Origin of the sequence: Thioclava atlantica (assembly GCF_000737065.1) — a bacterium.
GTDB classification, from domain to species: Bacteria; Pseudomonadota; Alphaproteobacteria; order Rhodobacterales; family Rhodobacteraceae; genus Thioclava; species Thioclava atlantica.
The window spans coordinates 17508-28123 of record NZ_AQRC01000022.1 but is presented as its reverse complement, the minus strand read 5'-3'; the positions used below and the strand labels follow the sequence as shown (position 1 = coordinate 28123).

The window sequence follows — 10616 nt, the reverse complement described above, 5'->3', positions numbered from 1 at the left end:
GATATCCGGAACACCTGACCGGATGTTGTCGGAATGCCCGACCGGATGCGTCGGTGTGCGCAGCCGATGCCCGCACGCGCACAAACATCTGTTGAAACGGCCCTAAATCAGGTTCTTTTAATCGACCCCAATCCGGGGTCCGTCTTTTGCGCGTCCCGCCATGAACGGGGCCGCCATGACCGCATCACATCAGAAACCCGAGACGATTGCGCGTGGTGCGCGGATGCTGCGCACCGCGCTCGGGGCATCGATTGCCCGGTTTCTGGAAGATCCCGGTGTGGTCGAGGTGATGCTGAATCCCGATGGCCGCATCTGGGTGGATCGGCTCTCCGAAGGTCTGGCCGATACGGGAGAGAGGCTGTCTGCGGCTGATGGCGAGCGGATCGTCAGGCTGGTCGCCCATCATGTTGGCGTCGAAGTTCATACCCGAAGTCCGCGTGTATCGGCCGAACTGCCTGAGACCGGAGAGCGCTTCGAAGGGTTGCTGCCGCCTGTCGTCACGGCGCCGACCTTTGCCATCCGCAAGCCCGCCGTCGCGGTGTTCACGCTCGACGACTATGTAAACGCCGGGATCATGACCAGCCATCAGGCCGAGGTGTTGCGCCTGAACGTCGCCACGCGGGCCAATATCCTCGTCGCGGGCGGCACCTCCACTGGCAAGACCACGCTGACCAACGCGCTGCTGGCAGAAGTCGCCAAGACTTCGGATCGCGTCGTGATCATTGAAGACACGCGCGAACTGCAATGCGCCGCGCCCAATCTGGTCGCGATGCGCACCAAAGATGGCGTGGCGACGCTCTCCGATCTGGTGCGTTCGTCGCTACGCCTGCGCCCGGATCGCATCCCGGTCGGCGAGGTGCGCGGGTCCGAAGCTCTCGACCTCCTTAAAGCCTGGGGCACCGGCCATCCGGGCGGGATCGGCACCATCCATGCCGGTTCCGGCATTGGCGCGCTGCGACGCCTCGAGCAGCTCATCCAGGAAGCCGTCGTCACCGTCCCGCGCGCCCTGATCGCCGAGACCATCGACCTTGTCGCCGTTCTTGCCGGACGTGGATCGTCCCGCCGCCTGGTCGAACTCGCCCGCGTCGATGGGCTGGGAGCGGACGGCGACTACGCCATCACGCATCCCATTACTTTGGCAACCACCCCGAAAGGAAACCCTTCATGATCCGCACGATTTCACGCGGCTGCCGCATCATGGCAACCGCCGCTGCCACTGTTTCCATCAGTCTGATGCTGGCGCCTGCCGCACACGCCTCCGGCTCCTCCATGCCCTGGGAGGCCCCGCTTCAGTCGATCCTCCAGTCGATAGAAGGTCCTGTCGCCAAGATCATCGCCGTCATCGTCATCATCGCCACCGGCCTGGCGTTGGCCTTTGGCGATACCTCCGGCGGCTTCCGCCGCCTGATCCAGATCGTCTTCGGCCTGTCCATCGCCTTCGCTGCGTCGAGCTTCTTCCTGTCGTTCTTCTCGTTCGGCGGCGGGGCGCTCATCTGATGGCGGGCGGGTTTGAACAGCTCGATGCGGTGCCGGGCTTCTCCATCCCGGTTCACCGGGCGCTGACCGAGCATATCCTGCTCGGCGGCGCACCGCGTTCGATTGCCATCGTCAACGGCACGCTGGCCGGCGCCGTCGGCCTCGGCCTTCGTCTCTGGCTGGTTGGCATCGCCATCTGGGCGGTCGGACATTTCCTCGCGGTATGGGCTGCCAAACGCGATCCGCTTTTTGTCGAGGTGGGCCGCAGGCATCTGCGCATCCCCGGTCATCTGTCGGTGTGAAGGCGCGCCCATGATGAACCTCACCGAATATCGCCGTACCGCCACCCGCCTCGCGGATTTCCTGCCCTGGGCCGCGCTCGTTGGCTCGGGCGTCGTGCTGAACAAGGACGGCAGTTTCCAGAGGACAGCGAAGTTTCGCGGGCCGGATCTGGATTCCGCTGTCGCCGCCGAGCTGGTCGCGGTCGCCGGGCGCATCAACAACGCCGTGCGCCGCCTCGGCTCCGGCTGGTCGATCTTTGTTGAGGCTCAACGAAGCGAAGCCGCGATCTATCCCGGCAGCCAATTTCCTGATCCGGCTTCCGCTCTGGTCGATGCCGAGCGCAAGGCTGCCTTTGAGGAAGCGGGCACGCATTTCGTGTCAGGTTACTTCCTGACCTTCCTCTGGCTGCCACCCGCCGAAGATGCAGCTCGCGCCGAGACCTGGCTCTACGAGGGCCGTGAGCAATCCGGCGTCAATCCATGGGAGCTGATGCGCGGCTTCATCGACCGCACCGACCGCGTGCTGGCGCTGCTCGACGGCTTCATGCCCGAATGCCACTGGATCGATGACGCGGGCACGCTGACCTATCTCCATTCCACGATTTCCACGAACCGCCATCGTGTCCGCGTACCCGAAGTGCCCATGCACCTCGATGCGCTGCTGGCCGATCAGCCGCTGACTGGCGGTCTGGAACCGCGCCTTGGTGACAAGCATCTGCGCGTCCTGACCATTATCGGCTTTCCGACAGCGACCACGCCCGGCCTGCTCGACGAGATGAACCGGCTCGCGTTCCCGTATCGCTGGTCCACCCGCGCCATCCTGATGGACAAGACGGACGCGACGAAACTCCTCACCAAAATCCGCCGTCAATGGTTCGCCAAGAGAAAATCCATCGCCGCGATCCTCAAGGAGGTGATGACCAACGAGCAATCGGCGCTGGTGGACACCGATGCGTCCAACAAGGCGCTCGATGCCGACATGGCCTTGCAGGAACTGGGCGCTGACGTCGCCGGCATGGCCTATGTCACAGCAACCGTCACCGTCTGGGACGCCGACCCCCGTATCGCCGACGAGAAGCTGCGTCTGGTCGAGAAGATCATTCAGGGCCGTGACTTCACGGCCATGCCGGAAACTGTCAATGCCGTCGATGCCTGGCTAGGCTCGATCCCCGGACATGCCTACGCCAATGTCCGGCAGCCGCCGATCTCGACGCTCAACCTCGCCCACATGATCCCTCTATCGGCCGTGTGGGCGGGGCCGGAACGGAACGAACATCTCGGAGCGCCCCCCTTGCTGTACGGCAAGACCGAAGGTTCGACTCCGTTCCGGCTTTCCCTTCATGTCGGCGACGTGGGCCATACCCTCGTCGTCGGCCCGACCGGCGCGGGCAAGTCCGTGCTGCTGGCGCTGATGGCGTTGCAATTTCGCCGCTATGATCGCAGCCAGATTTTCGCTTTCGATTTCGGGGGATCGATCCGGGCATCCGCGCTCGCCATGGGGGGCGACTGGCATGATCTCGGCGGTGGGTTGACCGAGGGATCGGAGGTTTCCGTTTCCCTGCAACCGCTGGCGCAGATCGATGATGCCTATGAGCGGTCATGGGCCGCTGACTGGATCGCCGCGATCCTGATGCGTGAAGGCATGACCATCACGCCGGAGGTGAAGGAGCACATCTGGACGGCACTGACATCGCTGGCATCCGCCCCGGCGGGGGAACGGACCATCACCGGCCTTGCCGTGCTGCTGCAATCCAACGATCTGAAACAGGCGTTGCGCCCATACTGCATTGGCGGCGCCTATGGCCGGTTGCTCGACGCCGAGGCCGAACATCTCGGATCAGCCGATGTACAGGCCTTCGAGATCGAGGGGCTGGTCGGCACTGGGGCTGCGCCTGCCGTCCTGTCCTATCTGTTTCATCGGATCGGCGACCGGCTCGACGGTCGGCCAACCCTGCTCATCATCGACGAAGGCTGGCTGGCGCTCGATGATGAGGGGTTCGCCAATCAGCTCCGCGAATGGCTGAAGACACTCAGGAAGAAGAACGCTTCCGTCATCTTCGCCACGCAGTCGCTCTCGGACATTGACGGCAGCAATATCGCGCCCGCCATCATCGAAAGCTGCCCGACGCGGCTGCTTCTCCCGAATGAACGCGCCATCGAGCCGCAGATCACGGCAATCTACCGCCGCTTCGGCCTCAATGACCGGCAAATCGAGATCCTCGCGCGGGCCACGCCCAAGCGGGACTACTACTGCCAATCGCGGCGCGGCAATCGCCTGTTCGAGCTTGGCCTCAGCGAAGTCGGTCTCGCGCTCTGCGCCGCATCATCCAAATCCGATCAGACCCGTATCGCCGAACTCGTCGCCGAGCATGGGCAGGACGGTTTTCTCGCGGCCTGGCTGCGCGATCGCGGCGTCGAATGGGCCGTCGATCTGATCCCGAACCTTACCAATCTTGTCGAACGGACAGAGCCTGCTCGGCCGGTCGCGCCGGATCAAATCCATCCAGATGACAGCCAAGAAAAGGAGACCCTGCCATGATCCGTATCCCCGTTTCCCGATATGTCAGTGCATCCGTGCTGGCGCTGACGCTCGCCATGCCTGTTGCACTGTCGCCCATGCTGACAAGCCCCGCTCACGCTTTTGGCTTCGGCCGCATCGTCTATGATCCGACCAACTATGCCCAGAACCTTCTAACCGCCGCCCGTACGCTGGAGCAGATCAACCACCAGATCACCTCGCTTCAGAATGAAGCGCAGATGCTCATCAATCAGGCGAAGAATCTTGCCAATCTGCCGTATTCCTCGCTCCAGACTTTGCAGCAGAACGTCCAGCGCACGCAGCAGCTTCTGGCTCAGGCGCAGAACATTGCCTTCGACGTGCAGAACGTCGACCAGGTGTTCCAACAGAAATACGGCAAGGTTTCGCTGTCCGCGACCGACGCCCAGCTCGTCGCCGATGCGCGGTCCCGCTGGCAGAATACGGTCGGCGGCTTGCAGGACGCCATGCGCGTGCAGGCCGGTGTCGTCGGAAATATTGACACCAACCGCGCTGAAATGTCCGCCCTTGTCGGGCAGAGCCAGAACGCGACCGGCGCGTTGCAGGCGACACAGGCGGGCAATCAGCTTCTCGCGCTCCAGTCGCAGCAGCTTTCCGACCTGATCGCGCTGATGTCCGCCAATGGTCGCTCCGAAGCCCTGATCGAGGCCGAGCGTGCCACCGCCGCCGAACAGGGCCGCATCCTGCGCGAGCGCTTTCTGACGCCGGGATCGGGCTATCAGCCTGGCAATGCCCGGATGTTCGGCAACGGCAACAACTGACCGGACAGGAGGGGCGCGACATGGACGGCAAGATGCTGGCGCGGCTGGGCGCGATCATATTCGTGGCCATCGCCATCACCGCGACGGTGATCGAAATGACACGCGAGGACGAACCAGCCCAGCCCCGTCCGGCCCCGGCGCTTCAGGCGCCTGCCGATCCACTGCGCCAGAGCCTGCGCCACTGCCAGCAACTTGGCGAGGCAGCCGTGAACGATCCCGACTGCCTCGCCATCTGGGCCGAGAACCGCGACCGGTTCCTCGGCCGGACGCCGGTGCCCGCCGCCCCGCATCAGAACGGGGGTCAGTGAACCATGGGCGGCACCGGCGTCATCGACAATTTCCTGGGCGTCTTCACCAGCTATATCGACAGCGGCTTCGGCCTGCTTGGCGGCGAGGTCGCCTTCATCGCCACCACGCTAATCGTCATCGACGTGACGCTGGCCGCACTCTTCTGGTCCTGGGGTGCGGATGACGACATCATCGCACGCCTCGTCAAGAAGACGCTTTTTGTCGGTGTCTTCGCATACCTGATCGGCAACTGGAACAATCTCGCCCAGATCATCTTCGACAGCTTCGCTGGTCTTGGCCTGAAAGGTTCGGGCACCAGCTTTTCCGCCGCCGATCTACTGCGGCCCGGCAAGGTGGCGCAGACCGGCCTCGATGCCGGTCGCCCGCTGCTCGAATCCATCTCGGATATGATGGGCTACTGGTCCTTCTTCGAGAACTTCATCCAGATCGCCTGCCTGATGTTCGCCTGGGCGCTGGTGCTGCTCGCCTTCTTCATTCTCGCCGTGCAGCTCTTTGTCACCCTGATTGAGTTCAAGCTGACCACGCTGGCCGGTTTTGTGCTGATCCCCTTTGGTCTCTTCGGCAAGACTGCCTTCATTGCCGAGCGCGTTCTTGGCAATGTCGTTTCCTCCGGCATCAAGGTGCTGGTCCTGGCCGTCATCATCGGCATCGGATCAACCCTATTTAGCCAATTCACGGCAGGCTTCGGCGGCGTGACGCCGACCATCGACGACGCCATGGCGATCGTGCTGGCCGCCCTTTCCCTTCTCGGCCTCGGCATCTTCGGTCCTGGCATCGCGTCCGGTCTGGTTTCTGGCGGCCCGCAGCTTGGCGCAGGTGCGGCTGTTGGAACCGGCCTTGCCGCTGGCGGCATGATGCTTGCCGGCGGCGCTGCCGCAGGCATGGCCGCGAAGGGAGGGACAGCGGCGCTGTCGGGTGGAGCTGCGGCTGTCCGTGGTGGTGCTGCCGCCGCAGGTGCGGCGAGCGCCGCCTACAGTGTCGGCTCGCTTGGCCAGTCCGGCGCTGCCGGTGTTGCCTCCGGTCTGGGCGGTGTTGCCCGTGCCGCAGGCTCTGCTGCCGCATCGCCCCTGAAGCGCGCCGCCTCGAAGGCATCGGAAAGCGTCACGTCCAGCTTTTCCGATGGAGCGCGTGCCGGCTTCGGCGTCACTGGTGGCTCTTCCACGGCTGGAACTGTCGGAGGTGCCAGCGAGGCCGCGAGTGCTGGCCCATCGCCCGCCGCGCAGGCTGGCGGCTCTCCGGCATGGGCAAAGCAGATGCAGCGCAAGCAGACACTCAGTCACGGCACGTCGATGGCCGCCCATGCCGTGCGCGCTGGCGACAGCCATGGCGGCGGCTCCTCCATCAATCTTTCTGAAAGTGACCGCTCATGAACATCTTCAAACGTCCATCGGCCCATTACGGCAAATCGCCCGAACCCGAGACGCCCTATCAGAAAGCTGCCCAGGCCTGGGACGAGCGTATCGGTTCGGCTCGCGTGCAGGCTAAGAACTGGCGCATCATGGCCTTCGGCTCACTGATCCTCTCGGCCGGTTTCGCCTCTGCTCTGGTCTGGCAATCGGCGCGCGGGACGGTCGTGCCCTGGGTGGTGCAGGTCGATAATCTCGGCCAGGCCCAGGCCATCACCGCAGCCACGGCCGATTACCGCCCGACCGATCCGCAGATCGCCTTCCATCTTGGCCGTTTCATCGAGCAGACGCGCTCGATCCCGGCGGATGCCATCATCGTGCGCCAGAACTGGCTGCGCGCCTATGAGTTCACCACAGATAGGGGAGCGGCCGCGCTCAACGACTATGCCCGCGCCAACGATCCGTTCACCCGTGTCGGCCGCCAGCAGATCGCAGTCGAAGTTTCCAGCGTCATCCGCGCCTCGAACGACAGTTTCCGCGTCGCCTGGACCGAGCGCCATTACGAGAACGGGCAGCTTTCCACGACCGAGCGCTGGACCGCGATCCTGACCATCGTGATCCAGACCCCGCGCGATGCCGAGCGTCTGCGCGCCAATCCGCTCGGCATCTACGTCAATGCAATTTCATGGTCGCGGGAGATGAGCCAATGACCATCGCGTCTTCCCGCAATTCCGCCTTGCCGGTTTTCCGTAAACCCGCCTTCGCGGCTTTGTTGCTTTCGGCCACCATGCTCGCCGGCTGCGCCACCAACAAAGCGCCGCAGTTCAGCTATGATGCCGATGTGCCGGCGTTGCCCGTCGTGCCGACCGCTGTCACGGATGACCGGCCTCGGCCGCTTCACACGCCGCCGGCCTGGACGGTCGCACGCGGCGGCACTGCTGCCGGAACACCGGCAGGCCGCGTCGAGAACGCCAATGCCGCCGCCCGCGTCGAGCCGCGCCGCGAGGGTTACTATAACGCCATCCAGATCTATCCCTGGTCGGAAGGCGCGCTCTATCAGGTCTATGCAGCACCAGGACAGATCACCAATGTAGCGCTGGAGCCGGGCGAAAGCCTGACCGGCGCGGGACCAATCGCGGCGGGAGACACCGCCCGCTGGATCATTGGCGATACCGAGAGCGGGAGCGGTACGTCGCGCCGGGTCCATATTCTCGTCAAACCATCCCGATCCGACATCTCAACCAATCTCGTGGTGACGACCGATCGGCGCACCTACATGATCGAGCTGCGCGCCCGTGAGGCGCTCTACATGCCGTCCGTATCCTGGTCTTATCCGGCGCTGCCTGCCGGTCAGCGCCAGACCGTTCCGGCAGCACCCATCATCCCGGTCGAGGCGGCACGCAACTATCGTTACAGCCTGACTGGAGATACGCCGCCATGGCGGCCGATTTCCGTCTTCGATGATGGCCGCCGTGTCTATGTCGTTTTCCCGCGCGGCATCGTGCAGGGAGAGATGCCACCGATTTTCGTCATCGGTTCCGAGGGCGAGACCCAGATCGTCAATTCCCGTGTTCACCAGAACATCTTGATCGTCGATCGGCTGTTCGGAGCGGCTGAGCTGCGTCTTGGTAGCGGCAAGCAGCAGCAGACGGTCAGGATCGTTCGCATCGAGCAAAGACAAGCTGCCCAGCCCGCTAAAGCCGGAGAGCAACCGTCATGAGTGAAGAGGCTACCACCAACCCAACGCCGATGCGTCTGCGTGCCGAGCCGCCGCGCGTCACGCGCCTGTCGCGCAAGATGCTGGCCGGTGCCGGAGCTGTTGCGCTCCTCGGCATCGGCGGGGCGCTGATCTATGCGCTCCAGACGCGCGATATGAGCGGAAACGGTGAAGAACTCTATTCGACCGAGAACCGCGCCACGGCAGATGGACTGGCAGGTCTGCCGAAGGATTATACCGGGCCGGTCCTGGGGCCGGCATTGCCGGGCGATCTCGGTGGCCCGATCCTGGATGCCCAGAACCGGGGTCAGCCCGTCACGCCGCCCGCCATGGCGACGCCTGCCCGCGATCCTGCCGAAGAGCGCCGGCTTGCCGAGGAAGAAGCCGCACGTCTTAGCACCGTGTTCTTCCAGTCCGGGCCAAGAGTGGCGACGACAGCTGGCTCAACGATTCCGGGGCTTGTGGGGCCGGACCTTGGTGCCCAACCTGAAACGCAGGACCGGCACACAGCTTTCCTCAATGGTCCTGTGGATCGGCAGACCGTTGCCATGGATCGGATCATGGCGCCTGCCTCGCCCTACATCCTGCAGGCCGGGGCAGTGATTCCGGCGGCGATGATTACCGGCATCCGCTCTGATCTGCCGGGGCAGATCACCGCGCAGGTGACGGAGAATGTCTATGACAGTCCGACCGGCAGTCTGCTGCTGATCCCGCAAGGAACCCGCATCATCGGCCAGTATGATGCGGGCGTGCAATTCGGTCAGCGCCGCGTGCTGCTGGTCTGGAACCGCCTGATCCTGCCCAACGGCCGCTCCATCGTGCTGGAGCGCCAGCCCGGTGCGGACGCTTCCGGCAATGCCGGGCTGGAAGATGGCGTTGATTACCACTGGTGGGATCTGATGAAAGCGGCGGGGCTGTCCACGCTGCTCGGCATCGGCACGGAACTGGCGACCGACGACGAGGATCGCCTGATCCGCGCCATCCGCGACGGAGCGCAGGATACCATCAATCAGGCCGGGCAACAGATCGTCCAGCGCCAGTTGCAGGTCGCGCCGACCCTGACGATCCGGCCGGGCTACCCGGTCAGGGTCATCGTTACCCGCGATCTCGTACTCGAACCTTACAGGAACTGACCATGACGAAGCTGAAACTCGGCCCCCTCATCGAAGACAAGCCCGTGAAGGTGACGGTGGAACTGCCGGGGCCGCTGCACCGCGATCTTGCCGCCTATGCCGAAGTGCTGGCTCGCGAAACCGGCCAGCCCGCTGCCGATCCTGTCAGGCTGATTGTGCCGATGCTGGAACGGTTCATTGCGACAGATCGGGGCTTTGCCAGCGCCAGAAGATCTCGCTCATGAGGTGCCGCGCGAGTCATGGCGCGTCGCGGCGATGATTTCCATCAACGTATCGACGGCCTTTCGTGTCGCATCCCATTTGGCGGACTGGTCCATTTCCCGGTTCTGAAGGGTGAGGCTCACCGCGCCGTGTACCGTTGACCAGAACATGAAGCTGTAGCGCCTCAGATCCATGCCGGGCAAAAAGCCTTGGCCCTGAGAGCAGCGAAGTCCCGTCAGCAATAGATTTAGTATCTGTCTTCCAGCTTCGCCCGACCATGGATCATCGCTGACTCCGAGCCGTGGCGGCGGTGTGAACATCAGCCGGTACAGCGTGGGGTTTTCCAGGGCAAAGCGGACATAGGCATAGCTGCCATCACGCAAATAGCCGAATGGATTGCCGCGCATCTGCTGGAAGACGGCCAGCTTTTCTCTGTAGAGCTGGTTGAAACCTTCGTCCCGAACGGCGCGCAATAAGGCGCTTTTGTTGCGGAAATGGCCGTAAAGCGCTGGCGCTGTGCATCCGATGGCATGCGCGACCGCAGTCAGCGGTACGTCGAGGTCGCCACGCTCCGACAGCAGCCGGATCGTTGCGTCGATTGTACGACGAGCAATATCAAGTTCTTGCTCTTTCCGGGGACGGGCCATTCCGATGCCTGTTGCAACTTGTCGTGAAAACTAAACGACATTTACTTTTTTCGTTGACGGGCCGGAAGTCAAGAAGCAGCATTCGGTAACTGAACGTCGTTTAGTTTGAGGATGTGCGGAGAGCCGATGAACGCACATAGATCGATTTTCGCGTTGATGATGGCGGGGTGCCCGTCAGAAACCGAACG

12 protein-coding genes are annotated in these 10616 nt (G+C 63.6%); 11 read left to right on the top strand and 1 reads right to left on the bottom strand.

Features of this window, described 5'->3' with window-relative positions; translation table 11 throughout:
* Nucleotides 1-223 precede the first annotated feature (223 nt).
* From trbB to DW2_RS18255, 11 genes are read left to right on the top strand one after another with little or no spacing between them, the layout of a single operon-like run.
* A complete protein-coding gene (trbB, locus tag DW2_RS18305; protein WP_475351017.1) occupies nucleotides 224-1168 on the top strand; it encodes a P-type conjugative transfer ATPase TrbB in 945 nt (314 codons plus the stop codon).
* Nucleotides 1165-1497 carry a TrbC/VirB2 family type IV secretion system protein gene (locus DW2_RS18300; RefSeq protein WP_009450539.1) on the top strand — a complete coding sequence of 111 codons (333 nt, stop codon included), beginning with the start codon at nucleotides 1165-1167 and terminating at the stop codon, nucleotides 1495-1497. Before trbB ends, DW2_RS18300 begins: the two co-directional genes overlap by 4 nt.
* Complete coding sequence (locus DW2_RS18295) at nucleotides 1497-1778, top strand: VirB3 family type IV secretion system protein (protein ID WP_009450537.1); 282 nt, start codon at nucleotides 1497-1499, stop codon at nucleotides 1776-1778. Before DW2_RS18300 ends, DW2_RS18295 begins: the two co-directional genes overlap by 1 nt.
* Nucleotides 1779-1788: 10 nt before the next feature.
* Complete coding sequence (trbE, locus tag DW2_RS18290) at nucleotides 1789-4296, top strand: conjugal transfer protein TrbE (RefSeq protein WP_038148840.1); 2508 nt, start codon at nucleotides 1789-1791, stop codon at nucleotides 4294-4296.
* Nucleotides 4293-5075: a P-type conjugative transfer protein TrbJ gene (trbJ, locus tag DW2_RS18285; protein ID WP_038148837.1), complete on the top strand. Its 783-nt coding sequence runs from the start codon at nucleotides 4293-4295 to the stop codon at nucleotides 5073-5075. The genes trbE and trbJ overlap by 4 nt, the downstream gene beginning before the upstream one ends.
* A 20-nt stretch (nucleotides 5076-5095) precedes the next feature.
* Entirely contained in the window at nucleotides 5096-5383 is a 288-nt protein-coding gene (trbK-alt, locus tag DW2_RS18280) for a putative entry exclusion protein TrbK-alt (RefSeq protein ID WP_038148836.1), read from the top strand.
* A gap of 3 nt (nucleotides 5384-5386) precedes the next feature.
* Nucleotides 5387-6754, top strand: coding sequence for a P-type conjugative transfer protein TrbL (trbL, locus tag DW2_RS18275; protein WP_038148834.1), 1368 nt, complete (start codon nucleotides 5387-5389; stop codon nucleotides 6752-6754).
* Nucleotides 6751-7440: a conjugal transfer protein TrbF gene (gene trbF / locus DW2_RS18270; protein WP_038148833.1), complete on the top strand. Its 690-nt coding sequence runs from the start codon at nucleotides 6751-6753 to the stop codon at nucleotides 7438-7440. The genes trbL and trbF overlap by 4 nt, the downstream gene beginning before the upstream one ends.
* Nucleotides 7437-8450 (top strand): P-type conjugative transfer protein TrbG, encoded by a 1014-nt coding sequence (gene trbG, locus DW2_RS18265; protein WP_038148831.1) that lies wholly within the window; start codon nucleotides 7437-7439, stop codon nucleotides 8448-8450. Before trbF ends, trbG begins: the two co-directional genes overlap by 4 nt.
* The gene (locus DW2_RS18260; RefSeq protein ID WP_038148828.1) at nucleotides 8447-9580 is read left to right on the top strand and encodes a TraB/TrbI/VirB10 family type IV secretion system protein; all 1134 of its coding nucleotides are present in this window, start codon (nucleotides 8447-8449) and stop codon (nucleotides 9578-9580) included. The genes trbG and DW2_RS18260 overlap by 4 nt, the downstream gene beginning before the upstream one ends.
* Before the next feature lie 2 nt (nucleotides 9581-9582).
* The gene (locus tag DW2_RS18255) at nucleotides 9583-9804 is read left to right on the top strand and encodes a DUF2274 domain-containing protein (protein WP_038148826.1); all 222 of its coding nucleotides are present in this window, start codon (nucleotides 9583-9585) and stop codon (nucleotides 9802-9804) included.
* On the opposite strand, the gene DW2_RS18250 is transcribed toward DW2_RS18255, so the two are convergent.
* Nucleotides 9799-10428 (bottom strand): TetR/AcrR family transcriptional regulator, encoded by a 630-nt coding sequence (locus tag DW2_RS18250; protein ID WP_038148824.1) that lies wholly within the window; start codon nucleotides 10426-10428, stop codon nucleotides 9799-9801. The two genes, DW2_RS18255 and DW2_RS18250, sit on opposite strands and share 6 nt — an antisense overlap.
* Nucleotides 10429-10616 lie beyond the last annotated feature (188 nt).

Bases quoted from the DNA above. Each gene is read 5' to 3' on its own strand.
- trbB (WP_475351017.1), top strand. From the start codon at position 224: ATGCTGCGCACCGCGCTCGGGGCATCGATTGCCCGGTTTCTGGAAGAT.
- DW2_RS18300 (WP_009450539.1), top strand. From the start codon at position 1,165: ATGATCCGCACGATTTCACGCGGCTGCCGCATCATGGCAACCGCCGCT.
- DW2_RS18295 (WP_009450537.1), top strand. From the start codon at position 1,497: ATGGCGGGCGGGTTTGAACAGCTCGATGCGGTGCCGGGCTTCTCCATC.
- trbE (WP_038148840.1), top strand. From the start codon at position 1,789: ATGATGAACCTCACCGAATATCGCCGTACCGCCACCCGCCTCGCGGAT.
- trbJ (WP_038148837.1), top strand. From the start codon at position 4,293: ATGATCCGTATCCCCGTTTCCCGATATGTCAGTGCATCCGTGCTGGCG.
- trbK-alt (WP_038148836.1), top strand. From the start codon at position 5,096: ATGGACGGCAAGATGCTGGCGCGGCTGGGCGCGATCATATTCGTGGCC.
- trbL (WP_038148834.1), top strand. From the start codon at position 5,387: ATGGGCGGCACCGGCGTCATCGACAATTTCCTGGGCGTCTTCACCAGC.
- trbF (WP_038148833.1), top strand. From the start codon at position 6,751: ATGAACATCTTCAAACGTCCATCGGCCCATTACGGCAAATCGCCCGAA.
- trbG (WP_038148831.1), top strand. From the start codon at position 7,437: ATGACCATCGCGTCTTCCCGCAATTCCGCCTTGCCGGTTTTCCGTAAA.
- DW2_RS18260 (WP_038148828.1), top strand. From the start codon at position 8,447: ATGAGTGAAGAGGCTACCACCAACCCAACGCCGATGCGTCTGCGTGCC.
- DW2_RS18255 (WP_038148826.1), top strand. From the start codon at position 9,583: ATGACGAAGCTGAAACTCGGCCCCCTCATCGAAGACAAGCCCGTGAAG.
- DW2_RS18250 (WP_038148824.1), bottom strand. From the start codon at position 10,428: ATGGCCCGTCCCCGGAAAGAGCAAGAACTTGATATTGCTCGTCGTACA.